This is a genomic window from Pseudomonas sp. GW821-FHT02A11 (genome assembly GCF_059421985.1).
Window position 1 is genome coordinate 508,824 of sequence record NZ_JBWKWB010000002.1, and the last position, 26,459, is coordinate 535,282.

General features: G+C 62.1%; 29 protein-coding genes. 12 read left to right on the top strand and 17 right to left on the bottom strand.

Going from position 1 to position 26,459, the window contains the following annotated elements:
* Positions 1-29: 29 nt before the first annotated feature.
* Together AC07V9_RS04745 and AC07V9_RS04750 are read right to left on the bottom strand one after the other, a co-directional pair.
* Entirely contained in the window at positions 30-2,387 is a 2,358-nt protein-coding gene (locus AC07V9_RS04745) for an FdhF/YdeP family oxidoreductase (RefSeq protein ID WP_495014536.1), read from the bottom strand.
* A 45-nt stretch (positions 2,388-2,432) separates the two neighbouring features.
* Positions 2,433-3,530 (bottom strand): catalase family protein, encoded by a 1,098-nt coding sequence (locus AC07V9_RS04750; RefSeq protein WP_495014537.1) that lies wholly within the window; start codon positions 3,528-3,530, stop codon positions 2,433-2,435.
* A 316-nt stretch (positions 3,531-3,846) separates the two neighbouring features.
* Between AC07V9_RS04750 and AC07V9_RS04755 the strand changes: the two genes are divergently transcribed.
* A complete protein-coding gene (locus AC07V9_RS04755) occupies positions 3,847-4,113 on the top strand; it encodes a hypothetical protein (protein ID WP_495014538.1) in 267 nt (88 codons plus the stop codon).
* Between the two features lie 180 nt (positions 4,114-4,293).
* On the opposite strand, the gene AC07V9_RS04760 is transcribed toward AC07V9_RS04755, so the two are convergent.
* The 3 genes from AC07V9_RS04760 to AC07V9_RS04770 are packed head-to-tail and all read right to left on the bottom strand — an operon-like array spanning position 4,294 to position 8,002.
* Complete coding sequence (locus AC07V9_RS04760; RefSeq protein WP_495014539.1) at positions 4,294-6,495, bottom strand: xanthine dehydrogenase family protein molybdopterin-binding subunit; 2,202 nt, start codon at positions 6,493-6,495, stop codon at positions 4,294-4,296.
* Positions 6,495-7,481 carry an FAD binding domain-containing protein gene (locus tag AC07V9_RS04765; protein ID WP_495014540.1) on the bottom strand — a complete coding sequence of 329 codons (987 nt, stop codon included), beginning with the start codon at positions 7,479-7,481 and terminating at the stop codon, positions 6,495-6,497. Before AC07V9_RS04765 ends, AC07V9_RS04760 begins: the two co-directional genes overlap by 1 nt.
* The gene (locus tag AC07V9_RS04770) at positions 7,478-8,002 is read right to left on the bottom strand and encodes a (2Fe-2S)-binding protein (RefSeq protein WP_495014541.1); all 525 of its coding nucleotides are present in this window, start codon (positions 8,000-8,002) and stop codon (positions 7,478-7,480) included. The genes AC07V9_RS04765 and AC07V9_RS04770 overlap by 4 nt, the downstream gene beginning before the upstream one ends.
* Before the next feature lie 287 nt (positions 8,003-8,289).
* Between AC07V9_RS04770 and tspO the strand changes: the two genes are divergently transcribed.
* A complete protein-coding gene (gene tspO, locus AC07V9_RS04775) occupies positions 8,290-8,730 on the top strand; it encodes a tryptophan-rich sensory protein TspO (RefSeq protein WP_495014542.1) in 441 nt (146 codons plus the stop codon).
* Between the two features lie 271 nt (positions 8,731-9,001).
* The gene (locus AC07V9_RS04780; protein ID WP_495014543.1) at positions 9,002-9,265 is read left to right on the top strand and encodes a type B 50S ribosomal protein L31; all 264 of its coding nucleotides are present in this window, start codon (positions 9,002-9,004) and stop codon (positions 9,263-9,265) included.
* Between the two features lie 208 nt (positions 9,266-9,473).
* On the opposite strand, the gene AC07V9_RS04785 is transcribed toward AC07V9_RS04780, so the two are convergent.
* The 9 genes from AC07V9_RS04785 to AC07V9_RS04825 all read right to left on the bottom strand — a co-directional run bounded on the left by AC07V9_RS04785 (position 9,474) and on the right by AC07V9_RS04825 (position 17,759).
* Positions 9,474-9,824 (bottom strand): RidA family protein, encoded by a 351-nt coding sequence (locus AC07V9_RS04785; RefSeq protein WP_495014581.1) that lies wholly within the window; start codon positions 9,822-9,824, stop codon positions 9,474-9,476.
* 12 nt (positions 9,825-9,836) lie between these two features.
* Positions 9,837-11,021: an NAD(P)/FAD-dependent oxidoreductase gene (locus tag AC07V9_RS04790; protein ID WP_495014544.1), complete on the bottom strand. Its 1,185-nt coding sequence runs from the start codon at positions 11,019-11,021 to the stop codon at positions 9,837-9,839.
* A complete protein-coding gene (locus tag AC07V9_RS04795; protein WP_495014545.1) occupies positions 11,014-12,390 on the bottom strand; it encodes an FAD-dependent oxidoreductase in 1,377 nt (458 codons plus the stop codon). Before AC07V9_RS04795 ends, AC07V9_RS04790 begins: the two co-directional genes overlap by 8 nt.
* The gene (locus AC07V9_RS04800) at positions 12,387-12,743 is read right to left on the bottom strand and encodes a (2Fe-2S)-binding protein (protein WP_495014546.1); all 357 of its coding nucleotides are present in this window, start codon (positions 12,741-12,743) and stop codon (positions 12,387-12,389) included. The genes AC07V9_RS04795 and AC07V9_RS04800 overlap by 4 nt, the downstream gene beginning before the upstream one ends.
* Positions 12,733-13,875, bottom strand: coding sequence for an NAD(P)/FAD-dependent oxidoreductase (locus AC07V9_RS04805; protein ID WP_495014547.1), 1,143 nt, complete (start codon positions 13,873-13,875; stop codon positions 12,733-12,735). The genes AC07V9_RS04800 and AC07V9_RS04805 overlap by 11 nt, the downstream gene beginning before the upstream one ends.
* Positions 13,872-14,669 carry an ABC transporter permease gene (locus AC07V9_RS04810; protein ID WP_495014548.1) on the bottom strand — a complete coding sequence of 266 codons (798 nt, stop codon included), beginning with the start codon at positions 14,667-14,669 and terminating at the stop codon, positions 13,872-13,874. Before AC07V9_RS04810 ends, AC07V9_RS04805 begins: the two co-directional genes overlap by 4 nt.
* 6 nt (positions 14,670-14,675) lie before the next feature.
* Positions 14,676-15,548: an ABC transporter permease gene (locus AC07V9_RS04815; RefSeq protein WP_495014549.1), complete on the bottom strand. Its 873-nt coding sequence runs from the start codon at positions 15,546-15,548 to the stop codon at positions 14,676-14,678.
* On the bottom strand, positions 15,535-16,608 hold the full coding sequence (locus tag AC07V9_RS04820) for an ABC transporter ATP-binding protein (protein ID WP_495014550.1): 1,074 nt from the start codon (positions 16,606-16,608) through the stop codon (positions 15,535-15,537). Before AC07V9_RS04820 ends, AC07V9_RS04815 begins: the two co-directional genes overlap by 14 nt.
* 74 nt (positions 16,609-16,682) lie before the next feature.
* Positions 16,683-17,759 carry an ABC transporter substrate-binding protein gene (locus tag AC07V9_RS04825; protein ID WP_495014551.1) on the bottom strand — a complete coding sequence of 359 codons (1,077 nt, stop codon included), beginning with the start codon at positions 17,757-17,759 and terminating at the stop codon, positions 16,683-16,685.
* 272 nt (positions 17,760-18,031) lie between these two features.
* On the opposite strand from AC07V9_RS04825, the gene AC07V9_RS04830 reads away from it, so the two are divergent.
* On the top strand, positions 18,032-18,289 hold the full coding sequence (locus AC07V9_RS04830) for a LysR family transcriptional regulator (protein ID WP_495014582.1): 258 nt from the start codon (positions 18,032-18,034) through the stop codon (positions 18,287-18,289).
* Positions 18,181-18,879: a LysR substrate-binding domain-containing protein gene (locus tag AC07V9_RS04835; RefSeq protein ID WP_495014552.1), complete on the top strand. Its 699-nt coding sequence runs from the start codon at positions 18,181-18,183 to the stop codon at positions 18,877-18,879. Before AC07V9_RS04830 ends, AC07V9_RS04835 begins: the two co-directional genes overlap by 109 nt.
* Positions 18,880-18,940: 61 nt before the next feature.
* Here AC07V9_RS04835 and AC07V9_RS04840 read toward each other — a convergent pair whose 3' ends face one another.
* From AC07V9_RS04840 to AC07V9_RS04850, 3 genes are all read right to left on the bottom strand, one after another.
* A complete protein-coding gene (locus tag AC07V9_RS04840) occupies positions 18,941-19,438 on the bottom strand; it encodes a DUF1543 domain-containing protein (RefSeq protein WP_495014553.1) in 498 nt (165 codons plus the stop codon).
* 161 nt (positions 19,439-19,599) lie between these two features.
* The gene (locus AC07V9_RS04845) at positions 19,600-19,908 is read right to left on the bottom strand and encodes a hypothetical protein (RefSeq protein WP_495014554.1); all 309 of its coding nucleotides are present in this window, start codon (positions 19,906-19,908) and stop codon (positions 19,600-19,602) included.
* 3 nt (positions 19,909-19,911) lie between these two features.
* Positions 19,912-20,775, bottom strand: a complete 864-nt coding sequence (locus tag AC07V9_RS04850) for a LysR substrate-binding domain-containing protein (RefSeq protein ID WP_495014555.1) — start codon at positions 20,773-20,775, stop codon at positions 19,912-19,914.
* A 102-nt stretch (positions 20,776-20,877) separates the two neighbouring features.
* On the opposite strand from AC07V9_RS04850, the gene AC07V9_RS04855 reads away from it, so the two are divergent.
* From AC07V9_RS04855 to AC07V9_RS04885, 7 genes are all read left to right on the top strand, one after another.
* Positions 20,878-21,261 (top strand): cupin domain-containing protein, encoded by a 384-nt coding sequence (locus AC07V9_RS04855; RefSeq protein ID WP_495014556.1) that lies wholly within the window; start codon positions 20,878-20,880, stop codon positions 21,259-21,261.
* Between the two features lie 114 nt (positions 21,262-21,375).
* Positions 21,376-22,017 carry a DNA-3-methyladenine glycosylase I gene (locus AC07V9_RS04860; RefSeq protein ID WP_495014557.1) on the top strand — a complete coding sequence of 214 codons (642 nt, stop codon included), beginning with the start codon at positions 21,376-21,378 and terminating at the stop codon, positions 22,015-22,017.
* Between the two features lie 94 nt (positions 22,018-22,111).
* Positions 22,112-22,312 carry a hypothetical protein gene (locus AC07V9_RS04865; protein WP_495014558.1) on the top strand — a complete coding sequence of 67 codons (201 nt, stop codon included), beginning with the start codon at positions 22,112-22,114 and terminating at the stop codon, positions 22,310-22,312.
* 71 nt (positions 22,313-22,383) lie between these two features.
* Positions 22,384-23,184 carry a helix-turn-helix domain-containing protein gene (locus tag AC07V9_RS04870; RefSeq protein ID WP_495014559.1) on the top strand — a complete coding sequence of 267 codons (801 nt, stop codon included), beginning with the start codon at positions 22,384-22,386 and terminating at the stop codon, positions 23,182-23,184.
* 57 nt (positions 23,185-23,241) lie between these two features.
* Positions 23,242-24,666: an NAD(P)/FAD-dependent oxidoreductase gene (locus tag AC07V9_RS04875; protein ID WP_495014560.1), complete on the top strand. Its 1,425-nt coding sequence runs from the start codon at positions 23,242-23,244 to the stop codon at positions 24,664-24,666.
* Positions 24,663-25,004, top strand: a complete 342-nt coding sequence (locus AC07V9_RS04880) for a cupin domain-containing protein (RefSeq protein ID WP_495014561.1) — start codon at positions 24,663-24,665, stop codon at positions 25,002-25,004. Before AC07V9_RS04875 ends, AC07V9_RS04880 begins: the two co-directional genes overlap by 4 nt.
* A 59-nt stretch (positions 25,005-25,063) precedes the next feature.
* Positions 25,064-26,137, top strand: coding sequence for a polyamine ABC transporter substrate-binding protein (locus AC07V9_RS04885; protein ID WP_495014562.1), 1,074 nt, complete (start codon positions 25,064-25,066; stop codon positions 26,135-26,137).
* Positions 26,138-26,459 lie beyond the last annotated feature (322 nt).

Genomic DNA, 26,459 nt, shown 5'->3' on the forward strand with positions numbered 1-26,459 from the left:
AGGTTCGGTGAATTTGCAGGCCCTGCGTTTCACTCTCTGATTTGGTCGCGATCGGGAATCTCGTGCGCGTGATCCTGCTGTTTCGGCAACGCCGCATGCAGCGTCACCGGTACCGATTTGGCCGCTGGCACCTTGCTGCGTTCAGCGTGGTGCCACAGGGGTACCAATGGATTGGATTCGGGGTAGTAGGACGCCGCGCACCCTTCAGGGATGTCGTAGGCGATAATCTGAAAGGGCCCGACCTCACGGCGAACTTCAGGCTCGATGGCGGTGCGCAGCGTCACCCATTGGCCAGGCGCAAAACCCAGGCGAACGATGTCATTGCGATTGAGAAAAACCACGCTGCGCGTGCCGTGTACGCCCCGGAAGCGGTCGTTATAGCCATAGACCGTGGTGTTGAACTGGTCATTGCTGCGCAGCGTCATCAGCTGCACCACGTCGCGCCGGTCAGCGCGCACCGCGACGTCATCGTCCTCATCCAGCGTGGCTGGCGCCAGAAACTGCGCCTTCCCGGATTCGGTCGCCCACTTGCGCTGCGCCGCGGGTAGCGGGCGATGGAAGCCACCCTCCTCCCACATCCGGGATTCCATGTCGTGGAAAATCTCGGGGTAGATCTCGGCGATGGCCTGCCGCACTTGGGCGTAGTCGCAGCGCCAGGCCTCCCAGGGAATATTTATGTCAGCCTCCAGGGTTGCCTGTGCCAGCCCGGCAATGATCGCGACTTCAGAGCGCAAGTGTTCGCCTGCCGGCTCGGCGTGTCCCTGCCAGGCGCGAATGCAGCCGGTGCTGTCTTCAGTGGTGTAGACCTGCGGCATGCCGTCCTGACGGTCGGTTTCGATCCGGCCCAGGCACGGCAACAACCAGGTGTGTTGTCCCGGGAGCAGGTGGGTGCGGTTGAGTTTGGTCGCGACCTGGACATTCAGCGTCAGCCCTTGCCAGGCGGGTTCCATACGGTCGGTGTCGGGGACCGCGCGCAGGAAGTTCCCACCCAGGCCAATAAAGCCTTTGACGCTGCCATCCAGAATCCCTTTGCAGGTGTCCACCGTGGCCAGGCCTTTCTGGCTCGGCACCTTGAAGCCGAACCGCGCTTCGATCTTGTCCCTGGGCACCTTGGCTGGGTCTTCAGTGATTCCGACCGTGCGCTGCCCCTGAACGTTGGAATGCCCTCGAACCGGGCAGATCCCCGCGCCCGGCTTGCCGATGTTGCCACGCAGCAGCAACAGGTTGACCAGCATTTGCACATTGCCCACGCCGTGGCGGTGCTGAGTCATGCCCATCCCGTAGATGATCATGACCTTCTGGCTGCGGGCGTACACCGTGGCAGCCGCCTCCATTGACGAGCGACTCAACCCCGCACGCTGCTCAAGCTCGGCCCAGGAGTAACCCTTGACCTGCGCCACAAAGGCTTGGAAACCCTGGGTGTGCTCGGCGATGAAGACGTGATCCAGCACAGGCGCGGCCCCCGTCCGACTCGCCTCCTCGTCCATAGACAACAACGCCTTGGCGATGCCCATGACCGCCGCCGTATCGCCGCCAATCGCGACCTGATGATATTGAGTACTGATCACCGTCGACGACGGCCCGATCATCTCGCTCACCGACTGCGGGTTGACGAACCGTTCCAGGCCCCGCTCGCGTAGCGGGTTGAAGGTGATGATGGGCACGTGACGCTTGCGAGCCTCCTGCAACGGATGCAGCATGCGCGGGCTGTTGCTGCCGACATTCTGGCCAAAGAAAAAAATGCAATCGGTGTGTTCGAAGTCGGCCAGGGTCACCGTTCCCACGGGCACGCCGATGCTTTCCTGCAAGCCCACAGACGTGCTTTCGTGGCACATGTTCGAGCTGTCCGGCAGGTTGTTGGTGCCATAGGCGCGGGCGAACAACTGGTACATGAATGAGGCTTCAAGGGATGCGCGCCCCGAGGCATAAAACGCCACTTCATCGGGTGCCAGCTGTTTGAGCTGAGCGCCGATGGCGGCGTAGGCCTCGTCCCAAGTAGTCTGCACATACTGATCGATCTGCGCGTCATAGCGCAGCGGGTGAGTCAACCGGCCGTGTTGCTCAAGATCGTAATCGCGCCAGCCACGCAGCTCGCTCAAGGTGTGACGAGTGAAAAACTCCGCGTCCGTGCGCAGTGCCGTCAATTCCCACGCCGTGGCTTTGGCGCCGTTTTCGCAAAACTCAAGGGCGTGGGGATTGCCCGGCTTGGCCCAGGCACAGCTGACACAGGCGAACCCCTTGGGCTTGTTCTGCATCATCAGCGCCGCAGGCGCCTTGCGCAGCGCTTGTTCGCGCCAAAGGATGGTCATGACAGAGTGCGCCGAGCCCCAGCCTCCAGAGGCATGGGTGTAGGGATGGTAGTGCGCGGTCGGGTGGATAAGCTGCATGCAAAAACCTCAATCTGAGAAGAACCGGGCGAGCCTGTGCCGCATTCAGCGCGGCTCGTGAATCGGACAGCCGTTATGACGGGCCCGAAACGCCGAGGACATCTCATACGAAGGCTTGCGCACCCGCATCACGCCGCCCAACGGTCTGTGAGCCGCCAGGCCATGCCAGGGGCTGAACGCCATGCCGTCGTCGATTTCCCGGACCTTCGCCTCGTCCCACGCTGCCTGCGGCTGGACCTTGACCTGCGCCACGGTCACGTAGGGGCTAAGCTCTTCTGGCCATTGCAGGGAAGCGTCTTCGATGGGCATCTTCTCGATGTCGGTCGCAAGTTGAACGCGCAATTCCCACACGCCACCCTGCTGGCTGAAATACTCGCTCACCGCCGCCCGAAGGCCGTCCGGGTTGTCGCCGAAATCCACGTGTTGATCGGTCAGGGCGGTCAGCGACGGCGACACCGGCACCATGGCCAGCTTGGCGTAATACGGCCCGTAGAGAAACGGCACCACGGTGGAAAAACTCTCGCCCAGAATGTGGGTTTGCGGGTGGCCGCCGAGGCTCCTCAACGTACCGCTTTCCCCGCCCATGGACTCAATGGTGGACTCCACGCCCCGCAACACCGCAGACAACGCTTTTTTCGTGCCCGGCGCCTTGTCGGTGGTTTTGGCCAGCAGCTTCAAGGTCTTCAAAAACGCCTTGGGCGTGGCTGCGGTAAACGCCTTGGCGTTCTGCATCACGAAGTCCTGAGTGACCTCCCCGTCACTGCCGGGCAGACGCGAGCCTTCGACCCCGACCAGTTTGATCGCCAGGCCACGGGGCGTGGACACCTTGTCATCGAGAATGTCACCCGGGTTGGTCGAGAACCGCAGAAATGCGGTCAATGTACCGGGGCGGGCGAATGCGCCCTGGGCCAGCTCGGGCGGCAGATTGTCGAGCACCGTGACCTGCCCGCGGAGCAAGCCGTGGCCCTTGGCGTGAACGCTGCGGTTGGCATGGCCGTTGTCTTTGAAAGTGGTTTCCATGATCGAATGAAGGGTCTCGACCAGCTCTTTGCTGGTCTGAGCTTCATCGTCCGGTATCTGTTCGAAGGATGCGTCGAATGGCAACGGCGCGGCTGCAAGGCGTGTAACGGGAAGGTCGTTCATTGAAGACATCTCCACCAGGTCAGTGAGCATCACGGGACAGGCAAACCTCACACGCCGGCGCTTGGCGCTCTGATCCTGTGCGGGTTCAAAAGAGTGACTGCCGGCCGGTCGGGCTCGTTCAAGCGTGATGCTTGCGCGGACGACAGGTGGTAGGAAAACGACGTCCAAAGAGTGCGAGATCGCGCCTCTTTCATGAAGCTTGATCAGCCATGAAACTTGGTTAGCGGCCCACTCGTCGCCACCCGAGCACTTTTGCTGCGCGCTCGTGCTCTGAACTTCAGACGCGGATGAACTGCGTTGAGAACGGAGAATTGCCATGTCAGTTGATAACAACGGGCCAGAGGCTGCGTATCCCGGCCCAGAAGAGAAAGCGCCTGATACCGGAGAAGGCCACGACTCAGGCCTGGAAAAAACCTCTTCAGAGCCCAAGCAAGGTTCCCAAGAGCGTCCCGTGGACTGGAATCCCCCACCGGGAAACCCTGGCTCGGATCAGGACGCGCAAACAAACCGTGAGAACGGCGGCGCGGGTGACGCGCAGAAGCCAGGCTTCGACTCTGACTCGCCGGGCACGTCCAATCCTTGAATCGCTGCACCCCATCTGGCGCCCACGGCAACATCCAGTGCCGTAACTAAGTGGGCGGCCCGATGGCTGATGGCCAACGCGCAGTTGACCATCAAGGCCGACACAGGCTGCTTCCCTACCCGCCCCGCACCGACAGACACCGGGTCAATGCCGCTGGCAATGACCCGGTCCGGCCAATGTTTACAACACCTTATCGAGGGTGATGGGGAAATCGCGCACGCGTTTGCCAGTGGCATGGAACACGGCGTTCGACACTGCAGCGGCCACCCCGACGATGCCGATCTCGCCCACTCCTTTTGAGCCTAGGTCATTAACGATATCGTCCTCTTCCTCCACGAAGAATGCGTCGATCTCGCCAATGTCGGCATGAACCGGGATGTGGTACTCGGCCAGACTGTGGTTCATGAACCGCCCAAGGGTGTGATCGGTGAGCGTGTCTTCCTGCAGCGCCATACCCAGGCCCCAGACCACGCCGCCAAGCAACTGGCTTTGCGCTGTCTTCGGATTGATGACGCGCCCCGCCGCGACGGCACTCACGACCCGACTGACCCTGATCGTGCCCAGGTCTTCATCCACGCGCACTTCAACGAACACTGCCGAGTGGGTCGCCGTGGCGAATCCGCTGCGTTTGCTGCTGGGCTCAGCATCGATTTGCACCTCCAGCGCGCCGTCTTCGCATTGAGCGACAACCTCGGCAATGGAGAAGCGCTGATCGCCGGCATGCACGAATCCGTCACCGAAACCGATCTGTTCCACCGGTACGCCAGCGACGTCGGGATGCAGCCGACGCACCGCTTCCAGGATCTGGGTGCGCAAGATCAGGCACGCCTGCCTGACGGCAGAACCCACCGAGGAAACGGTAAAGGAGCCACCCTGCAAAGGCGCTGTCGGCAGCGATGAGTCGCCCAATACGAACGTCACATCCTGAGGCATTACCCCGGCCGCATCGGCGGCGATCTGGGTCATGACGGTGTATGTGCCGGTGCCGATATCGGTGGTCGCACTGCTTACGGTCAGTTTGCCGTGGGCATCGATTCGCGCCTTGGCACTGGCTTTCATCTGCATGGCTTCCCACACCCCGCCTGCAACGCCCCAACCAATCAGTTCCCGACCTTCACGCCTGCTGCGAGGCACCGGGTTACGTTTGCTCCAGCCAAACCGCTCGGCTCCCTGGTCGTAGCAATCGAGCAGCGCCTTGCTCGAATACGGCTTGCCTTCGTTGCCGTTGCTGTCGGCGAAATTGACGCGGCGCAGTTCCAACGGATCGATGCCTGCCGCGCAGGCAAGTTCGTCCATTGCGCCCTCCAGCGCGATCACACCGGACGCGGCACCGGGTGCGCGCATGTCCAGCGGGGTGTAGACGTCCAGCGGCGCCAGGCGGTAACTCAACGCCACGTTGTCGCAGCGATAAAGCATGCCGCTCCATTCCACCAGGTGTTCGGTGAAGTCTTCGAATCGTGACGTTTGCCCGATAGCGTCATGCCCGACGGCGAGCAACCTGCCCTCAGCGTCGGCTCCCAAGCGCAGGCGCTGGGACGTGCGCGGCCGATAACCGAAGGTGAACATTTGCTGGCGGGTCAACGTCACGCGTACGGAACGCTTGAGCATCAGAGCGGCCATGACCGCGAGTGGCAACTGGTATTGAGGGCGCAGCCCCGAGCCGAACGCGCCACCCACGAATGCGGCGAGGATGCGAATCTTGTGCTTGGGCAAATCAAAGATCTTGTGCAGGTAATCCTGGCAGTTCTGGGTGCCCTGGGTTTTGTCGTGAATTTCAACGCTGCCGTCCGGCCGGTAGAACACGGTTGAAGCGTGGGGCTCCATGGGGTTGTGGTGCTCCACCGGCGTGGTATAGGTCACGTCCACCTGCGTGGCTGAAGCAGCGTAGTGACGAGCAAAGTCCCCTCTGGGTTTCGGCGTCTCGGCCGGTGCCTCGTGTGCCTGATCGAGTGCGGTATTCAGGTCGGTCTGGTGGCTTTGCTCTTCATAGGTGATGCGCAGCAGGGAGCCCGCGTAGCGGGCGAGTTCCAGGCTCTGCGCCACGACCAGCGCCAGGGGTTGACCGCTATAGAGCACACGCTCGTTGTACAGGGGGCGGAATGGGGAGCCTTCCGCGGAATCGGCGTCGCTGTAGTCATCGTCGTAACTGGACAGATGCGGGCGGTTGCGGTGATCAAGGATCAGCACTACACCGGGCACGTTGAGGGCATCACGGGTATCGATGTCGAGCACGCGGCCTTTGGCGATGGTGCTGGACACCACGCTGCCGAACAGCAACCCCTGTTCAGGGTATTCACCTGCATAACGCGCCTTGCCGGTGACCTTGGCCACGCCGTCGACGCGATCCAGAGGCTGGCCCACCGAAGCTTTAAATGTGTTCATCAGGCATTCCCTCCCGTGGCTGCATCACTTAAGGCACGCACGATTGCACGCTGGGCGAGCCGGGTTTTGAACGCGTTATGGGTCAATGGCTGAGCGTCGCGCAGCAGCAGGTCGGCTGCGGCGGTGAAGGTTTCATGGGACACCGGTTTGCCGGCCAGGGAGGCCTCAACCGCCTTGTCGCGCCAGGGCTTGTGGGCCACGCCTCCCAGCGCCAGCCTTGCTTCACGAATGGTATCGCCGTCCAGTTCCAGCGCCGCTGCCACCGACACCAACGCAAAGGCGTAGGACGCCCTGTCACGAATTTTCAGGTAGCGATGGTGGGTGATGAAACGGGGGGCTGGCAGCTCGATGGACGTTATCAGCTCATCGTCAGCCAATTGATTGTCGCGCTGCGGTGTGTCGGCAGGTAAACGATGAAAATCAGCGAACTCAATGCGCCGCTCTCCGGCCTTGCCTTGCACATTGACCACGGCTTCAAGCGCCGCAAGGGCCACGCACATGTCCGAGGGATGGGTGGCGGCACACGCCTCGCTGGCGCCAAGAATCGCATGGATACGGTTCAGGCCCGAACGCGCAGGGCAGCCGCTGCCGGGCTCGCGCTTATTGCAAGGTGAACCGGTGTCGTAAAAATAGTAGCAACGCGTGCGCTGGAGCAGATTGCCGCCAGTGCTGGCCATGTTGCGCAGCTGCGGGGACGCACCCGCCAGGATAGCCTGCGACAACAGCGGGTACTGCTGCTCGATCAGCGGATGCCAGGCCAGGTCGGCATTGCTGACCAGTGCCCCGATACGTACCCCGCCGTCAGGCAATGCTTCGACCGTATCCAGGCCCAAGCCGGTGATGTCGATGAGTCGCGATGGGCGCACCACATTTTCCTTCATGAGGTCGACCAGATTGGTGCCACCGGCGATAAACCGAGTGGTCGCGTCAGCCAGGTTGATGGCTTCGCTGACGTCCCGAGGCCGGGAATAATTGAAGGGCATCATGATTGCGTCCCTCCCTGCCCCAGATTGTCACCGCTAGCAGGCAGCGCCTCCTCAACGGCGGCAATGATGTTGGTATAGGCGCCGCAGCGACAGAGATTGCCGCTCATCAGCTCTTTGATGTCGTCCCGGTTGTGGGCGCGCCCCTCGCGCGCCAAGCCTACGGCAGAGCAGATTTGCCCTGGCGTGCAATAGCCGCACTGGAAGGCGTCATGTTTGATGAAGGCGCGCTGCATAGGGTGCAGGTCATCCCCTGTGGCGAGCCCTTCTACCGTGGTCAGATTCGCATCGTTGCACATCACTGCCAGGGTCAGACAGGCATTGATGCGCTTGCCGTCGCGCAGCACGGTGCACGCTCCGCATTGGCCATGATCGCAGCCCTTTTTGCTGCCGGTCAGGTCGAGTTCGTCTCGCAGCAGATCGAGCAAGGTTAGCCAGGGGGAAACGTCCAGCGTTGTGGGCGTACCGTTCAGGGTGAAAGTAATGCGATGCAGCTCGACGCCGCTCGAAGGAATTGGGCTCATGGTGACCTCACGGTAGATATGCAATGCGCGCAGTGTGCTGCGTCTTGGAGGTACGACTGAGGCGTTGGCTGAAACGTTCAGCCTTATTGGACGGGCGACATCCCGCAAGCAAAGGGCGTGGTGGCTGAAGCGAAGTGCTTGTGACAACGGGCATACCCATGAACGGCAAAGTCCACCATGGATGTGCGGCGCATGCGCGACATAACGGACTTTTAGGTCGCAAAAGTATCCAACGTCCAGTGGGCCCGTTGGCCCCTCATCCAGACCACTCCGGCTAAGGACTGCTAATGACGTTCTATATCTTCCTCATCGCGTGCTGCGCTGCCGCGAGCACCGGCATCATTTTCAAGCCAGGCAGCTGGTACGAATCTCTTCAAAAACCCGGCTTCACGCCGCCCAACTGGGCATTCCCGCTTGCCTGGACGGTGATTTATCTGCTCATCGCCTGGGCGGGGTATCGCCTGACGCTGCTGCCCGCAAGCGAGACCGTCCTGGCGTTATGGGCCGCGCAGATCGCATTGAACACCCTCTGGACACCGGTATTTTTCGGCGCTCAGCGTATGGTCGCAGGCATGGTCATTCTCTCGGCCCTGTGGTTGGTGGTGGCGGCGATGATCGTGCTTGCGATGCAACTGGATGTGATCACGGGCTTGATCCTGTTCCCGTATTTGATCTGGCTCACCGTTGCAGCAGCACTCAACTTCTCGATCATGCGGCTCAACAAATGAACGCGAAGGGACCCAGGTGATTTCGGCGTGATGGGTCAGAACGCTGCGCTTCCATGTGCACGCCACACCTGTCTGTCTGGGACCGGCGCGGTTGGACAGGCTTCACGCGAGAACATCACATCGCTCGTTGGCATGACACACATCATCTGAATCGATTCCTCATCGGCGCAGAAAGGGACGATGATTCGATCAAGCAGCGGGCAGACGCTCTCGACAGCAGTGCCGAGAGCGCCGTCCAGTTGTCGTCGCCACCTGAGAAACGGAGAACATCATGAAAACCAATACCCATCCGAATTATCGTGAAGTGCTGTTCCACGACACCGCCGCTGACGCCTTCTTCCTGATTGGCTCGACCGCCCACGCCAACAGCGTGCACAAGCACAGCGATGGCAAGAGCTACCCGTACATCGTGTTGGATGTGTCGAGTGCGTCGCACCCCATCTACACGGGCCAGCAGCGTAAATCTGCCAACGAAGGCCGCATTGCCGGGTTCAACAAACGTTTTGCGGCGTTCAGCTCGAACGAAAAACGCTAGTCGCTGGTCGACGGCCCTCTGACCATTCAAGCCAAGCCAATGAAGCAGCCCCTTTTCAGGGGCTGCTTTGTGTTGGGCGAGTGTCTGTAGCTTGAGTCAGTTGCGTGTCGTCGGCAGCCCCTCGGGCGCGAAGCCGCTAGCACACCGCTCACCCTCCCCGGCAAGCAGTACGCACTCTGGCCTCTGATTGTACGCCCGCCCGCATGCGTCAGCCTGCGGCAACGACGGTAATCTCCACCAGCAGGTCCGGCGCGGCCAGGCGTGCTTCCACCGTGGCCCGTGCAGGCGCGTGGCCCTCTGGCGCCCAGGCATCCCAAACTTCATTCATGCCTGCGAAGTTGGCCTGAATGTCAGACAGCCAGACCTGCGCGCTGAGGATGCGGGTTTTATCCAGCCCGGCCTTGGCCAGAAAGCCGTCGATCTTCTCAAGCACCTGAGCGGTCTGCCCTTTGATGTCCTGAGTGCGATCGGCTGCGGTCTGGCCACCGACAAAGGTGAAGCCGTTGCACTGAACAACGCGGCTCATGCGTTGGTTGGTCTCGATACGAGTGATTTCCAGCATGTGAACTCCTTAAGGGTGTAGAACGATGGATGTAACGGGTTGATCGGGATGCGCCGCCGGGGCGCTCGGGGGTGTCTGGAACCGGTCGACGGCGAAGGCATCAAGGGCAATGTCCGAATGCTCGCCCAGAATCTGCTGAGCCAGGCGTTTGCCCACGCCGGGGCCCATCTGGAATCCGCTGCCGCAAAAGCCGAAGGAGTAGCTCAGGTTGCTGGCCTTTCGGCTGAGACCAATGACCGGCAAATCGTCTTCGGTGAAGGCCTCGACCCCGGCCCAGACGCGATTGACGCCCAGATGCCGCAAGTGCGGAAACAGGTCGGTGACTGTGCGGGCGCTGGTGCCCAGACGCGTCATGTCGACCTCGCCATGACGCGCGGGAAAGTCCAGGCTGCCGATCAGTTTTCCGCCAATCACCACCGTGCCATTGGCAAACTGCTTGAACGACAGCGAGCGCCCGGTGGCGCCGAGCACAGGCGCACAGAACGGCGCGACGCGATGGGTGACCATCAGCATCAAGCCTTCGGGCCGCCCCGGCACCGCTTCACCCACCTGCGCCGCCAGCTCTCGGGCCCAGGCGCCCGCCGTGATCACCAGGTGTTCGACGGTAAACACACCGTTGCGCGTGGTGACCGCCCAGCGCCCGGCCTTGTGTTCGATGCGCTTGGCTGACGTGGCTTCATGCACCTGCACACCGAGCTTCTGCGCCGCCAGACGAAACGCGGTCACCGTCCTGAATGGCGTTGCATAGCCGTCGTCCTTGACCCACACGCCGCCGACCACGTGGCGTGCGACGGTCGGGATGATGTCAAATACCTCGTCCCGACCTACCAGCACCTCATGATCGAAGCCCAGGCGCTGAAGGTGGCGAACACGCTCACGGCACGCCTGGAGCTCATCCTGATTTTCCGCCAGCTTCAGCTGACCACTCGCAACGAAGCCGCCGTCATCGCCCAGCACGTCGCGCAGTTCATGCCACAACGCTCGCGACGACAGCGCCAGCGGGATTTCAGCCACATGCCGCCCCAGTGTGCGCACGCCCCCGGCATTGACCCCTGAGGCGTGCCGGGCGCAATAGTCGGCTTCCAGCACTGTGACCCTCACGCCCCGTTGAGCCAGATGAAAAGCAGTGCTCAGCCCGTGGATTCCGCCGCCGATGATCAGCACATCGCATTCACGTCCGATGGCCTCACTCACCGGCCAGCTCCCCCAGGGTGATCGGCTTGATCGGTGGACGAATCCGGTAATACCCGACTTCTGCCGGCGTCACGCCGCGGGCAGCGGCGATCACTTCGGTGACCGTCAGGCCACACATGCGGCCCTGACACGGCCCCATGCCACACCGACCGAAAGACTTCGCCTGATTGGGCCCGGTGCAGCCCAGTTTGACGAAGCCCCTCACCTCGCCCGCCGTGAGTTCTTCGCAGCGGCACACGGTGACCCCGTCGGCCGGAATGCGGTTCTCGTCCTTGGGGCGGTACAGCGAATCGAGAAAGGGGCGGATTCTGACGTGGGCGTCCAGGCCCGGAAGCAACAAAGCCGCCAGCTCATCGCGACGCTGACGGGTAATGCCGTTGAGCCGACAGGCGATGCCCAAGGCCGCCAACTCACCCTGCACGGCCGCCGCCTGAGCACCGCCGATGCCCGCGCCGTCGCCAGCGACGTAGACTCCGGCAACGTCCAGTTCGCCCCAGGCATCCGCCACGGGGGTGAAACACAGCTGCGCGGCGTCCCAGTCATGGCGCGCCCGCAGCGATTGACTGAACTGGATATTCGGCACCACGCCCTGATGCAGCAGGACGCAGCGTGTCGCCACGCGCACGGGCTTGCCGGCAGCCTGGAAGGTCAGCGCGTTGGCAGCTTCCTCACCCTCGATCGCCAGTTGCTCGGCGCCGGTGTAGTGAGCGATGCCCGCCTGACGCAAACTGCGCATCAATTCCAGGCCTTTGCGCAGATATGGCCAGGCGCGCAGTGCCGCAAACAGGTGCCGACGCGCCCGCCAGTAATCTTCAGGCCGCGTGGTGTCGACCAACGCCTTGATCGCCACACCCGCGCGCAGGTATTGCCAACCCAGCAGATAAAGCAGAGGACCACAGCCAGCCAATACCACAGGCTCACGGGGCGCCAGGCCTGCGCTTTTCAATAGAATCTGCGCCGCGCCGGCGCTCATGACCCCCGGCAGCGTCCAACCCGGAATCGGGAACGGCCGCTCCATGGCGCCGGTCGCCAGTAACACGGCCCTGGCCTGCAAGGTCCGCAAGCGCCCATCGCGCAGGTAACTGACCTGATGATCCCGCGTCACCTGCCACACCGAGGCGCCGGTTTCGTACCGCACGGTCGAGGTGGACAACGCTTGGGCCAGCACGTTACCCCATGCATAGTCAGGGCCGAGCATGTCCCGGCGAGCCAGCGGTGCGAGGGTAATCCCGCGGTAGATCTGTCCTCCCGGACTGCCCTGCTCATCGAGCAACACCACCTGCAAGCCCAGGCCTGCCAGGGCCACCGCTCCGGACATGCCGGCAGCCCCGGCCCCTACGACCACCACATCCACGCTTTCATGACTCATGACTGCACCTCCTCGACGAACGGCGTGCTCACAGGCTGGAAGATCAAATCGCGCGCGCCTTCCTGAGCGTGGATGCGCATGCCTTCGGCGACTTCGATCAGGCAGCTCTGGCGATTGGGCACACCGTCGATTTCAACCAGGCATTCAAAGCAGACGCCCATCATGCAATAGGGGGCGCGTGGTGATTCGCTCACCGGTGTGGCCCTGAAGCGATTGACCCCGGACATCAGCAATGCGGCGGCGACACTCATGCCCGCTGGCACCTCCAACGGCTGGTCGTTGAAGGTCAGACGCACCGTCCGGGTCGAGCTGACCTCGCTCATGATGGGTTGGAACAGGGGTTCAGCGCGCATGGGAAAACACCTTGTCAGTCAAGAAACGCTCGCCGGCAAACACACCCAGTTCATCGGGCATGTCGCCGCCCAGAATCCAAGGGGCGATACGCAAGGCATGGGCCGCAGCCAGGGTCACGCCGCTGTGGCAGGTCACCACGAAGGCGCCCGGATGCGCGGCCGATTGCTGGTAGATCGGGAAGCCATCCGGGCTCATTACCCGCAACGCCCCCCAGGCCCTGATCAGTCGTACGTCACGCAACAGTGGAAACGTCGCAATGCCACGTCGGGCAATGGCCGCCATGACCTCGGTCGAGGTTCTGTCGTCGAAACCGGCTTCTTCCATGGAGTCGCCCAGTTGCACCGTGCCTTCGTCGGTCTGGCGCACATTGATGGTCGGGAAATCGAGAAACGGTCTGACGCGCTCGCTGATCAGCACCTGCCCGCGGTTGGGCGCCACCGGAGCGTGCAAACCCACCTGGCGCGCCAGTTGCGGATTGCCCAGCCCTGCGGCGAGGACCACCCGTGGCGCCACGAACCGGCGTGAGCCTGCGCTCACCCGAAACTCACCCGGCGCACACTCGATGGTGTCCACTTCCATACCGCTGGCGTAGCGCACCCCCTTGGCCTGCCCCGACACATGCAGCGCCCGCAACAGCTTCAGCGGATTGACGTGGCCATCCTGGGGCGTGTAGCTGGCGCCCACCACGGCGGGGCCGATCAAGGGCAAACGGGCCTTCACGTCAGCGGCATCGAGCATCTGGAACGGGTAGTCGCCCAGCGCATCCTGCAGGCTGTGCAGGCGCGACTGGCGTTCGATCAGCTCCTCATCGCTGAAGCACATGTGAAAACCGCCGGGCTGCTTGAGCTGCACATCCACGGCGCTGTCAGCCATCAACGCCTCGGCAAAACCGGGCCACCGGCTGGCGGATGAACGTGTCCAGCGCGCGTACTCCGGCAGGTCGTGCCCCTTGCCCTGAACCCACACCAGACCGAAATTGCCCCGCGACGCCCTGAAGGCGATATCCCCCTGATCCAGCAAGACGGTGTCGGCGCCGTTGCGGGCCAGGCCATAGGCAACGGCGCTGCCGACCAGCCCCCCGCCGATGACAATGACGTCCGACTGCATGACGCTTTGTGCGCTCTGGCTCATTTGCCTTCTCCGATCAGCACCCGATCCAGCCCGACCAAACGGTCGAGGACCCACATCAACAGCAGGGTGCCGAGAATCAGCATCGTGGACACCGCTGTGATCAGTGGATCGATGGTCTGGGAAATCTGGTTGTACATGGCCACCGGCAACGTCGTGGTGCCCGGGGTCGCGACGAAGACGGTCATGGTCAGTTCGTCAAAACTCTGGATGAACGCCAGCATCCAACCGCCCACCACGCCGGTGCGGATGCGCGGCAGGATCACCCGATAGAACGCCGTCCAGCGACTGGCACCCAGCGACAGCGCCGCCTGCTCGATGTCGCGTTCCAGGCCGATGGTCGATGCCAGCGTCAGCCGCAACGCATAGGGCAGCACCACCACGACGTGGGTGAAGGTCAGCGCCCAGAACGAGCCACCAATGTGTGCCAGGGAAAAGAACCGCAGGAACGCGATACCCAGCACCACCGAGGGAATCATCAGCGGCGACAGCAGAAAGCCGGTCACGGCGCCCCGCCCGGGAAAGTCGTAACGGCTGATCGCCAACGCCGCCGGAATCGCCAGCAGGGCCGCAATCGTGGCCGACGCCAGGCCCAGCCGGAGCGACAGCCAGAACGCATCGAGCATTTCCTGGTTGTCCAGCAGCGCCCTGAACCAGCGAAGCGATAGCCCCTGCGTGGGCAGCGAGAGATAGCCCTTGCTGGTAAACGCCATGGCCATGACCACGACAAGCGGGGCGACGATGAACACAACGAAACAGACATGAAACAACAGCGAGAAAAACCCGTTCTTGTGCATGGTCGTCTACTCGAAGACTTGCTTGAAGCGGCGCTCGGCCAGCTTGCTGCAACCCAGGATGATCACCAGGTTCGCCACCAGCAGAAGCATCGCGATGGCGGCGCCCAGCGGCCAGTTGAGCGTGCCGAGAAATTCGTCATAGGCCGCGGTTGCGACCACTTTCAGACGTCGGCCGCCGATGATTGCGGGCGTGGCGAAGGCCGATGCCGCGAGGGCGAAAACGATAATCGCGCCCGACAACACCCCCGGCATGATCTGCGGCAGGATGATCCGGCGAAACACCGTCAGACGCGAAGCACCGAGCGACAGCCCCGCCCATTCGACCTGCAGGTCCAGGCGCTGCAACGTGGCCCACACCGCGATGACCATGAACGGCACCAGAACGTGGGTCAGCGCAATGACCACGCCCACCTGGGTGAAGAGCATCTTGATAGGTTGGTCGGTGATGCCCAGCGCCTGCAGGGCATCGTTGATCAGGCCGTTGTTGCCCAGCAGAATCGCCCAGCCCAACGTGCGCACGACCACCGAGATCAGCAGGGGCCCCAGCACCACCAGCAAGAACAGCGACCGCCAGCGGGGCGCCATGCGCGCAAGGATGATGGTCTCCGGGATGCCCAGCAGCACGCACAAGACCGTCACCGCCAGCGCCATCGCTCCGGTGCGCAGGAAAATATCGTGGAAGTAACCGTCGCCGAACACTTCCAGATAGTTGCCCAGGCTGTAGCCGGGCATCACGCCGCCGGCATCACTGAACAAGTTGAGCGACAGGACTGCCGTCAGCAGCAACGGCGCCAGCAGCAGCACGATGAACACCAGCAGCGCCGGGCCACTGAGCATCCAGGGCGCTGCGCCGACATGTTCGGCGTCATACCTGGCCATGGGCAACCTCCCGGTCAAGCAGGCGCAAATCGTCGTCCGACCAGTCCAGGCACACCTCGCTGCCCTCCTCCGGCGGCGGCATCCCCAGGTTTGGCTGGGTCATGTGCACCAGGCCAAGGCGGCTTTCCACGGCGATCAACCAGAGGTTGCCCAGGAACACCCGCAGCCGGATTCGCCCACTGATCCGCCCGCTGCCGGTGGGGACCAGGCGGATTTTTTCCGGGCGGATGTACACGTTGACGTCGTTGCCCAACGAGCGGTCTTCATGGGGCACATGCAACAGCGTGTCGTGGACCTGCACATGACAGCAGCGTGCATTGCGCAACTGCACCGCTCCGGCAAACGCGTTGGTTTTGCCCAGAAACGCTGATGCGAAGGGCGAATGAGGCCGCTCGTAGGCCTCGAACGGCGTGTCGATCTGCACGATCTGTCCCTTCTGCATGACCGCAATCCGATCACTCATGGTCATGGCTTCGACCTGATCGTGGGTCACCAGAATCGTGGTGATGCCCAGATCACGCTGAATCGCCCGCAATTCGATGTGCATTTCCTCGCGCAGCTTGGCGTCGAGGTTGGACATGGGTTCATCGAGCAACAGCAGATTGGGGCGTATCGCCAGCGCCCTGGCAATGGCGACACGCTGACGCTGCCCGCCGGACAACGCCTTGGGGTAGCGTTCGCCAAGCCCGCCCAGGCGCACGAGGTCCAGCGCATCGATGATCCGCTGGCTGCGTTCGGCCTTTGCCACGCCGCGCATTTCCAGGCCGAAGCTGATGTTCTGGGCCACGGTCATGTGCGGGAACAGCGCATAGCTCTGAAAGACGATGCCCAGCCCGCGCTGTTCAGGCCGTACGTGGGTGATGTCGCGGCCGTCGAGGACGATGCGCCCCTCGGTCGGCTGAACGAACCCGGCAATCGATTGCAGGGTCGTGGTCTTGCCGCAGCCAGAGGGGCCCAGCAGTGAGATGAATTCGCCGTGCCGGACTTCAAGATTCAACCCATCGATGGCCTTGAAGCTGCCATAGGTTTTGACGATCCCTTCGAGTGTCAGAAATGCCATCGGCTTTTCGCGCAGGCGGACCTGCGCCTCCAGAGAGGTAGTAGAGAGGATTCCGGGCGTCGCGCAGCGAGCGGTCAGCGCTCGACGGTGCGATTCCAGCGAGTCGTCCACTCGCCGCGCTGCTGATTGATGGTGTCCCAGTCGACCTTGATCAGTGCGTTGACCTTGTCGGGCCCATACGGCATGCGGGACGCAACGTCCGGTGGCAGTTGTACGGTCTGGTTGACCGGCGCGAAGCCGTTGGCGCGGGCCTGGATGGCTTGGACTTCCGGGGATAACACGTACTGAATGAACGCCTGTGACAGCTCGGACTGAGCGTTGGGCGTGATGCTGCAAGCAGCGATCTGCAAGGCGATGCCACCCTCTTTCGGGTAGATGAATTTCAGCGGAAACCCTGTGCTTTGCAACGCCACCGCCCGGCCGCTGCCATAAACGGCCATTACCACATCGCCGTTCTGCATCATGCCGTCCATTTCGCCCGGGGCTGATACCCACGCCAACACGTTGGGGCCGATTTCATCCTTCAGCGCCTTGAAGCCGGGATCGATGTTCTTCTCGCCGCCGCCGCGCAGCCGCGCCATTTCCACCAGCGTGTGCAGCCCATAGGTGTTGGTCACAGGCGGCATGCCCAACAGCTGCTTGTAACGTGGATCGGTGAGGCTTTCCCAGGAGTCGGGCGCCGGCCAGCCGCGCTTCTTGAAGGCGTCCTCGTTGTAGCCGATGCCGGTCGCCACCACGCCGATACCCGTCGCCTCGGGGCTCAGTCGGGCCAACGGGTAAAGGTCCTGGTACACAGGCGCCGTGCTCAGCTTTTCGCACAGGCCCAGCTGCAGCGCCTGATACATCGGGCCGTCGTCCATCATCGCCACGTTGATCTGCTGGCGTCCCTTTTGCGCCTGCAGCTTGGCCAGGGTTTCGGTGGAGTTACCGGATACGTAAACCACCTTCACGCCGTGCTGTTTTTCGAACGCCGGGATCACCTGGGTCTTGTACATCTGCTCGGTGGAGCCGCCTACACCGGCCACATACAGCGTGGACTCGGCGAACGCAGACGCGCAGCCCAAGGCACAAACGGCCAGGGTCACGGCGAGGCTGAGGGGTTTGAATGCTTGAAACGGCTGTGCCGCTGAGGACGAATTGAGGCTATTCACAGACTATCTCCGAAGTGCATGGGGCAGATCGAACAATGCGTCAGTTGCTTCAGGTACTACCGAAGCCTTGCATGCACGGCGCATGCTCCCGGCGAATCCATCGCGGGGTGGCGCATCTTCATGTGCGCTATGGGTTGCGGGTTTGAGTATTGCGACAGCCGTTCCATGTGGTCAAATACGGATATACGGGCTAGCTATTCAAATTTGATATGGAGAGGTTGATGAATCTTCGACAGATCGAAGCGTTTCGCAGCGTCATGCGTCTGGGTTCCATGACCGCCGCCGCGGAGGTCCTGTTCACCTCCCAACCCAACGTCAGCCGGCTCATTTCCCAGCTTGAAGAGAGCATCGGCCTGACCCTGTTCAAGCGCGCCGGCGTGCGCCTTATCCCGACCCAGGAGGTCAGGCGTTCTTTCATGAAGTGGAGCGGGCTTATGTGGGGCTGGATTCGCTCAAGCTCTCGGCCAAGAACATTCGCAACCTGGGAACGGGCCGACTGCGTGTGGCCGCCGTGCCGTCGATGGGCCTGAGCGTCATCCCCAAGGCGCTCAAGACCTTCACCGATTCGCGCCCCGAACTCACCGTGTCGCTGCACGTGAACTCTTCACCCACCGTTGAGCAGTGGGTCAAATCGCAGTTCTGTGACATCGGCATCGTGGTGCATCCCGGAGATGTCAGCAGCCAGCAGATTGAGCTGCTGGCGATGATTCCGGCAGTGTGCGTGCTGCCGAACGCGCACCCTCTGGCCGCCAAGGCGCACATCACCTTCGCGGATCTGGAAGGCGAGACGTTTATCTCGCTGTGTCATGGCGACGGCACACGATCACTGGTGGACGGTCTGTTCGAGAAGGCCGGTGTCGAACGGGTCATGGCCGTCGAAGCGCAGTACAGCGCGATCAACTGCGAGATGGTGGCGCTGGGCATGGGGGTCACCCTCGCCCATCCACTAGTGGCCGCGGATTATCAACATCGCGAGATTGTCATCCGGCCGTTCAAGCCCGATATTCTGTTCCCCACCTACGTCATCTGGCCGCCCGCGCACGCGCGCACCAAACTGGCCGAAGAGTTCATCGCAACCCTTAAAACGCTCTATGAAACGACGTTCAAGGCGTTGCTCTGAGTCGAACAAGAAACGGGCGCGTATCAAGTGATCTTGCTGCGACCGGGCTCAAGGCTGGTAGTCATCGAGGGATGACGATGTAGTCGTTGCCTTGCGTCAGGCCCGCGTGCTCAGCTTCTACCAAGTGAATGTAACGACCGGCCACCTCATCAATGGGCAGGCAGTCATCCACATCGATCACCCCATCGGTATGGGGCTGGGTCCAGTGTTTGAGCATCCGTCGTTTGCCCTTGGCCATCGCCTCTTTTCGGGTTTCAGCCACCACCAGCAGGTAGTGATGAGCCTCTCCAAACGAGTCGGCTTCATACCCACCCAAGTTGATGAAGAACAACCGCTGCGAACCCGGCGACGGGGCAAGCGGGCTCAACTCGACCTTCCATTTGTCTACGCCATCGACCCTCATCCAGCTATCGACATGCAAGCCCTCCGGGCTGCCGAACCAGGCTTGGCGCAGCTGCGGATATGCGGCTTGCAACGTGTCGGCGACCACGAAGGCTACGTCATGCACCTCAATCTTCGCTCTCGGGTGCTTGCCACCCAGCATCACAACAAACAGCATTTTTTGATCTCGATGGAGCGTGTTTTTCTGAGAAGACATCGGTGCGATCCTCTCCTGACCCGCCAGGATACCGCGCCTGCCCCTAGGGACTTCTTCAGCGAGAGGGCCGCAGAGGCCAGCTCATCACGCTTTTTCGCGTCGCCGTTCCCAGAACGGGTTGCTCATTTTTCAAGTCCTTGAACAATCATATCCAGTGCCTCCCAGGGACTTTCGATCTCATTGACGTAGACACAACTTGCGAGGTGATGGAAAGGCGTATGCCTGTCCACTTCCAGTTGGTACGACTGGCACGTCTTGCACGCAACAATGCCGGATGAGAGCCGCCAGCGGGCGTTCCAGGCGATCAGATCGTCGTTAAGCGTCACCTGCAATCTCCCTTTTGATATGCGACATGAAAGATTGATGACGCCGCGCAAAGGAGGTTCAGGGAAATTCCAGAATCTTGGCTGGCCGCAACTTGAGCGGGTCACGGGCTATACCAGCGGGGTGCCGTTCGCCAACACGTCCAGCAGGCAACGACGGAAGTCCTGCGCAACCGATTGCGCCGCCGACGACACGCGCAGACACACCGCAAACTCAGGCAGTTCCGGCAGGCCGGCGTGTGGCGGGAGTTCAATCAGATCCGTGGGCACCGTGGAGGCCAACCAGGCGGTGATCGCCAAGCCCACTCGAACGGTGGACGCGGTCGCTTCGAAGCTGCCGTTTTCAAAGAGGGTGCGCCAGGGGATGCCCTCTTTGGCCAGGGCGCCCAGCACCAGCGGGCGAAACACGCAGCGTTCGTCGACCAGCGACAACGGCAGCGGTCGGGTTTTCCAGATGTCGCTGTTGTGACTGCCCACCCACACCAGTGGCTCGGTGCGTATGACCTCACCCTGAGGATTGCTCGCCAAATACTCGATGAGCGCGATATCCAGGTGCCCTTCCCTGATGTCCTCATGCAGCTCGGGTGAAGGCGCGCACTTCATCGACAGTTCGATGAGGGGGTGCGATTGGGTGAAGGCCTTGAGCGCTGGCGCCAGCGATGTGATGAGGTCAGGTGGCGCGCCGATGCGCAGATGGCCACGCGCAGGGGTGTTCACCGTGTCGGCCCAGATCTCGTCGTTCAGCTGTAACAATCGACGGGCCTTGGCCAGGAACAGTTCACCTTGCTGGGTCAGTTCCAGTTGTCGGGGTTTGCGGGTCAACAACTGACAGCCCAGGTTTTCCTCAAGGCGCTTGACCTGCTGGCTCACGGCGCCTTGGGTCATGAACAACAGATTCGCGGCAGTGGTCATGCTTCGGTGGTCGGCGACAGCCACGAAGGTGCGAATCAAGGCGAGATCAAGGTTGGGGGTCATGGTCGTGATTACGAAGTGTAATGTCGGGCATTAAGGATATTCGATTTTCTAATCGCAGACGAACCGGTAGCGTGGCCCGCATTCAACTTCTGGATCTAGAACATGCCCCCTCTTCCGTTTGCAGAATCGTTCGACCTGGATACCTGTTTCAGCACCGTCAGCGAACACTGGTCACCTAGGGTCGTCGCGCAAGTGAACAATCAATATGTGAAAGTCGCCAAAGTCCACGGCCAGCTGGTCTGGCACCACCACGAAACCCAGGACGAGCTGTTTTACGTCGTCAAAGGGCATCTCAAAATCGAGTACGAAGGGGGCCGAAGCGTCGACCTGCCGGCTGGATCAATGCACGTGGTGCCCAGAGGCGTCATGCATAACCCGGTCGCCGAGCAGGAATGCTGGATTGTGCTGATCGAGCCGGTGGACACCCTGCACACCGGGGATGCGTATTCGCCGCTGACCAAAAGTGTGGAACAGCAGATGGCCTGACGGTTTTCGCTGCCAGTTCTCCTGTGCCTGTATTACCCTTCATGCTTTGCGGTCCGGGTCGTCACGGTCAAACCTGACACGATGATGGCGTCCTCACCACGGTATCGTTCAAGCATGAAGCCCGACCTTGAAAACAAAACTCCCCCCAGACTCGCCAAGCGCCGGGCCATACACCCGGTCAAAGGCGAGGATGGGCTGATTCGTCCGCCATGGGCTGCAACCGAGGGCCTGCTGCAGCACTACTACGACACCGAATGGGGCATGCCCATCCATGATGAGCGCGGCCTGTTCGAGCGTTTGAGCCTGGAGGCGTTTCAGTCCGGACTTTCCTGGGTGACCATTCTGCGCAAGCGCGAAGCGTTCCGGCGCGCCTTCAAACACTTCGACCCGGACACCGTGGCGGCCTTCACCGAGGCCGACATCGAACGCCTGATGGCCGATGCCGACATCATTCGCAACCGCGCAAAAATCCTCGCCACGGTCCACAACGCCCGCGCCACGGTCAAGCTGCGCGAGGAAGGCGGGCTTGCCGCGCTCATCTGGTCGTTCAAGCCCCAGACGACCCCGATGCCGAACACCATGGACGAGGTGCCGACAGTTTCGGAGCAATCCCTGGCTCTGAGCAAGGCCCTGAAAAAACGCGGTTTCAGCTTCGTCGGGCCGACGACGATGTATGCGCTGATGGAAGCGGTCGGCATCGTCGACACCCACCTGCTGGACAGCCATCGACGTGGCAGTTCGGGGATCTGGACATGAAGATCGTCACAGGCCAACCCGTTGATGAGCTTGAGCTCGAATTCATTCCGCCCTTCGACTGGCAGCGGATGCTGCGTTTCTTCAGTACGTGGCCATGCGTGCGTGGCGCGATGCGGACGCCTGGCCCGGCCCCGATCTGGTGCTGATGCAAGCCATCACCCGGCGCCTGCCGGAGCTGGCGCGCAAGGCCGATCAGACCAGACACGCGCAAGGCTGGCGCCCCTGGCGTGCCTACATGGCCATGCACCTGTGGAATGAAATCGCCGATCAGGCCGGCGTGGCCCGAGGAGGCTAGCCGCCCGGTTTGTCCGCCAGGTCCTTCAAGGGCTAGACTGGCGCCGCTCATTCGCCAGGCCCACTGCGTCCATGCTTATCGTCCCGCCCGATACCGCCGAACAGACCCCGCTCACCCTCGAAGTGGTGCTGCGCTATCACATGGCGTGGAAGCATCGCGATCTTGAGGCGATCCTGGCGATCTATCACCCGCAGGTGCAGTACAACGACTTTTTCCAAAACCGCAGCATGGGCCTCACTGAGCTGCGCGCCTACGTCAGCGGCACCCTGCCGCGCCACCCCGATGAATACCTGGAGCACAACGACCGCATTCGCGTGGACGGTTGTACAGCGTTCATTCAGTACCAGACTGCCCTCAAAGGCAGTGGCGAACGCGTGGTGTTTCGCAGCAGCGAGGCGATCACCGTGTGTGACGGCCTGATCCTGCGCATCAACGAATACGCTTCACTGGTGCGCGAGGGCGAACCGCAGACCGGGCGTCAGGCGCCCGCCATCAGCAAGCTGGGGCTGTCGGCGCGGCAGTTGAGTTTCATGGCGCGGGACCTGGCCGACTACTTCACGCGCCAGCAGCCGTTCCTCGACCCCGACCTGGACCTGGCGCGCATCGCCGGCGCCACCGGCTACAGCCGCAATCAGCTCTCCTACCTGCTCAATCAAGTGCTGGGGCAAAGCTTTTATCGCTACGTGACCCAGGCGCGCCTGAACTACCTTCTCGAACGCCTCACCGCTCAGGGCGAAAACGCGCCCATCGACGCCCTTGCCGCCAGCGCCGGATTCAATTCCACCTCAGCGTTTTACAAGGCCTTTCGCAGCCACACCGGTTGCACACCCAAGGCCTGGTTAAAGGCCAATTGCGCGCGTGCCCGCAGATAACACAGCCCCCATCGGCCCACATTAATCTCTGTCGGCAATCAACCGATGGAGTAAACGATGGCAGGTTTTGCGGGTGTGAGTTTGTGGATGGAGCAACTGGACGAGGCGCTGGCGCCGCGCCCGGCGTTGCATCAGGATCTGCAAGCGGATGTGGCAATCATCGGCGCCGGCTACAGCGGTTTGTGGGCCGCCTATTACCTCAAGCAGCAAGCGCCGCACCTGAACATCGTCATCGTCGAAGCACAGACTGCAGGCTTCGGCGCCTCGGGTCGCAACGGCGGCTGGCTGATGGGCAACCTGCTCGGGGAAGACCGGCTGCTCGGCCCATTGCCTGCCGAGCAACGCCATGCCGGCTACCAATTGCTGCACGGCATCCCCGACGAAGTGGCGCGGGTGTGTCAGCTCGAGGGCATCGATTGCGAGCTGCGCAAAGGCGGCGTGCTGTACTGTGCGGCGCGCTACCCCGAGCAGGAACGGCGCCTGCGTGAACAACTCCAGGCCGCTCGCGCTCAGGGGCTGGGCGAAGACGACTACCGCTGGCTGAGCCCCCAGGCCCTTCGCGAACAGCTGAATGTGGCCCAGGCTTACGGCGGCCTCTATTCCCCGCACTGCGCGACCATTCAGCCCGCCCGACTAGTGCGCGGGCTGGCTGAAGTGGTCGAGCGCATGGGCGTACGCATCTTCGAGCAAAGCACCGTCATTGACTGGAAACCCGGTGAAGTGCGCACCGCTCACGGGCAAGTCACTGCCGACTGGGTGGTGCCTGCCGTCGAAGGCTATGCCAGCGCCCTGCCCCCACTGAACAAACATCAGCTGGCGGCCCAGAGCCTGATCGTCGCCACCGAGCCGTTGCCCGCTGACGTGTGGGCCGAGATTGGCCTGGCCCAAGGTCAGGCGTTCAGCGAAAACAGCCGGCAGGTCACTTATGGCCAGCGCAGCCGCGACGACCGATTGGTGTTCGGCGCGCGCGGCGGCTATCGCTTCGGCGGTCGGTTGCGCAGCGATTTCAACCTGACCCAGGCCGAACGGGAATTGCGCCGATACCTGTTCAGCGAGCTGTTTCCGATGCTGCGCAACGTGCGCCTGACCCACGCCTGGGGCGGCAACCTGGGAGTCGCACGACGCTTCCATCCGCACATGCTCGCTGACCGTCATCAGCGGATCGCCCTGGCCGGGGGCTACGGCGGCGAAGGAGTCGGCGCCAGCAACCTAGGGGGCCGCACCGTCGCTGCGCTGATCCTCGGTCAGGACAACGAACTGACTCGCCAACCCTGGGTGCTGGGCGACCGACCGTTGGCCTCGCTGCCGCGCTGGGAGCCCGAGCCTCTGCGCTGGCTGGGATACAACGCCATCATCCAGAGCTTCGTTCACGAAGATCAGGTGCTGGCCAACCTCCATGCGCCGCGCTGGCGTCGGCAGATGGCCGAAGGCCTGGCTGGGTGCATGGAACGTCTGATGAAGTCCAAGGAGCCGTTTGCATGAAAATCGATCATTTCCGTGACACCGCCCGATTGCCCCTGGGCGAACCGGGGGCTGTCGGTGTGCCGCTGGGCGAGCCGCTGTCACACGTGGCCACCGCCAGCGTCGAGCGCGAAGACGGCGTCGAAGCCGGGGTGTGGGAATGCACCCCGGGTCGCTGGCGCCGGCAGATCGTGCAACAGGAGTTCTGCCATTTCATCCAGGGCCGCTGCACCTTCACTCCGGACGGCGGCGAAACCCTCCATATCCAGGCCGGCGACGCGTTGATGTTCCCTGCGAACACCACGGGCATCTGGGATGTACAAGAAACCGTTCGCAAGAGTTACGTACTGATTTTCTGAGCTGGCATTTTCCAGGCTGCCTTCATCCATAACGCCTAAAACAAAGGTTGAGGTCTCGCATGTTGAAGTCGATCGTCCCGTTACTGTTGATCGCGTCCACCGCTCACGCCGCGGACACCGTCAGGATCTACAACTGGAGCAGCTACATCGCCCCGGACACCCTGCAAAACTTTACTACCCAGACCGGGCACCCTACCCAGTACGACCTGTACGACAGCAACGAGGTGCTCGACGCCAAGCTCATGGCCGGCCATTCCGGTTACGACGTGGTGTTCCCGTCCAACCACTTCATGGCCCGGCAGATCACCGCCGGCGCGCTCAAGCCGCTGGACCGCAGCGAGCTCCCCAACTGGAAAAACCTCAATCCGACACTGATGAAGGCCCTTGAGGCGAACGACCCTGGCAACCGCTACGGGTTTCCATATCTGTGGGGCAGCACCGGCATCGGCTACAACGTGGCAAAAGTGAAGGCCGTGCTGGGCGACGTACCGATCGACTCGTGGGACATCGTGTTCAAACCCGAAAACATGAAGAAACTCGCGCAATGCGGTGTGGCCATGCTCGACAACGGCCCGGAAATCCTGCCCATCGCCCTGAACTACCTGGGGCTGCCACACCACAGCAAGGACAAGGCCGACTACGACAAAGCCCAGGATCTGCTCCTCAAAGTGCGTCCCTATGTGAGCTATTTCCACAACTCAAAATACACCAGCGACCTGGCCAATGGGGATGTGTGCCTGGTGGTGGGGTTCTCCGGCGACGTGATGCAGGCCGCTTCCCGCGCCAGCGAAGCCGGCAACGGCCAGCAGATCGCTTACGTCATTCCCAAGGAAGGGTCGCCGATGTGGTTCGACATGGTCGCCATGCCCGCCGATGCGCCGAACGAGGCCGCAGGGTATGAGTTCCTCAACTACCTGCTCGAACCTAAAGTGATGGCCGGCATCAGCAACCACGTGCACTACGCCAACGGCAACGCGGCGGCCGAAAGCCTGGTGGACAAGGCGATTCTGGACGACCCGATGGTCTACCCGCCGGAAAGCGTGATGAAGAAGCTCTTCGTGCTGCAAGCCATGCCGCTGGAGAACGACCGCCTGCGCACGCGGATCTGGAGCCGGATCAAGAACGGCCAGTGACACGAATCACCGATGAACACCACGTGTTCATCGGTGCGTTTGTTGGAGGTGGTGCGCAGACTCAGCTCACCTGTGGCAGCGAAATCATTCGCGAGACTTCAGTTCCGACTGATTAAGGTGGGTCGCATGCAGCTCCCCATCGCGAATGAATTCCCTCCCACAGATCGGGGGCAGGACAAAGGCCGGAGCTGATAATTTTCCACGCGCAAAAACAAAACCCCATCTGCGTGAGCAGATGGGGTTTCGGAATTTAATCTTGACGATGACCTACTCTCACATGGGGAAACCCCACACTACCATCGGCGATGTATCGTTTCACTTC

Coding starts and splice junctions, on each gene's coding strand:
- AC07V9_RS04745 (WP_495014536.1), bottom strand. CDS start 2,387: ATGCAGCTTATCCACCCGACCGCGCACTACCATCCCTACACCCATGCC.
- AC07V9_RS04750 (WP_495014537.1), bottom strand. CDS start 3,530: ATGAACGACCTTCCCGTTACACGCCTTGCAGCCGCGCCGTTGCCATTC.
- AC07V9_RS04755 (WP_495014538.1), top strand. CDS start 3,847: ATGTCAGTTGATAACAACGGGCCAGAGGCTGCGTATCCCGGCCCAGAA.
- AC07V9_RS04760 (WP_495014539.1), bottom strand. CDS start 6,495: ATGAACACATTTAAAGCTTCGGTGGGCCAGCCTCTGGATCGCGTCGAC.
- AC07V9_RS04765 (WP_495014540.1), bottom strand. CDS start 7,481: ATGATGCCCTTCAATTATTCCCGGCCTCGGGACGTCAGCGAAGCCATC.
- AC07V9_RS04770 (WP_495014541.1), bottom strand. CDS start 8,002: ATGAGCCCAATTCCTTCGAGCGGCGTCGAGCTGCATCGCATTACTTTC.
- tspO (WP_495014542.1), top strand. CDS start 8,290: ATGACGTTCTATATCTTCCTCATCGCGTGCTGCGCTGCCGCGAGCACC.
- AC07V9_RS04780 (WP_495014543.1), top strand. CDS start 9,002: ATGAAAACCAATACCCATCCGAATTATCGTGAAGTGCTGTTCCACGAC.
- AC07V9_RS04795 (WP_495014545.1), bottom strand. CDS start 12,390: ATGAGTCATGAAAGCGTGGATGTGGTGGTCGTAGGGGCCGGGGCTGCC.
- AC07V9_RS04800 (WP_495014546.1), bottom strand. CDS start 12,743: ATGCGCGCTGAACCCCTGTTCCAACCCATCATGAGCGAGGTCAGCTCG.
- AC07V9_RS04805 (WP_495014547.1), bottom strand. CDS start 13,875: ATGAGCCAGAGCGCACAAAGCGTCATGCAGTCGGACGTCATTGTCATC.
- AC07V9_RS04810 (WP_495014548.1), bottom strand. CDS start 14,669: ATGCACAAGAACGGGTTTTTCTCGCTGTTGTTTCATGTCTGTTTCGTT.
- AC07V9_RS04815 (WP_495014549.1), bottom strand. CDS start 15,548: ATGGCCAGGTATGACGCCGAACATGTCGGCGCAGCGCCCTGGATGCTC.
- AC07V9_RS04820 (WP_495014550.1), bottom strand. CDS start 16,608: ATGGCATTTCTGACACTCGAAGGGATCGTCAAAACCTATGGCAGCTTC.
- AC07V9_RS04830 (WP_495014582.1), top strand. CDS start 18,032: ATGACCGCCGCCGCGGAGGTCCTGTTCACCTCCCAACCCAACGTCAGC.
- AC07V9_RS04840 (WP_495014553.1), bottom strand. CDS start 19,438: ATGCTGTTTGTTGTGATGCTGGGTGGCAAGCACCCGAGAGCGAAGATT.
- AC07V9_RS04850 (WP_495014555.1), bottom strand. CDS start 20,775: ATGACCCCCAACCTTGATCTCGCCTTGATTCGCACCTTCGTGGCTGTC.
- AC07V9_RS04855 (WP_495014556.1), top strand. CDS start 20,878: ATGCCCCCTCTTCCGTTTGCAGAATCGTTCGACCTGGATACCTGTTTC.
- AC07V9_RS04860 (WP_495014557.1), top strand. CDS start 21,376: ATGAAGCCCGACCTTGAAAACAAAACTCCCCCCAGACTCGCCAAGCGC.
- AC07V9_RS04865 (WP_495014558.1), top strand. CDS start 22,112: ATGCGTGCGTGGCGCGATGCGGACGCCTGGCCCGGCCCCGATCTGGTG.
- AC07V9_RS04870 (WP_495014559.1), top strand. CDS start 22,384: ATGCTTATCGTCCCGCCCGATACCGCCGAACAGACCCCGCTCACCCTC.
- AC07V9_RS04875 (WP_495014560.1), top strand. CDS start 23,242: ATGGCAGGTTTTGCGGGTGTGAGTTTGTGGATGGAGCAACTGGACGAG.
- AC07V9_RS04880 (WP_495014561.1), top strand. CDS start 24,663: ATGAAAATCGATCATTTCCGTGACACCGCCCGATTGCCCCTGGGCGAA.
- AC07V9_RS04885 (WP_495014562.1), top strand. CDS start 25,064: ATGTTGAAGTCGATCGTCCCGTTACTGTTGATCGCGTCCACCGCTCAC.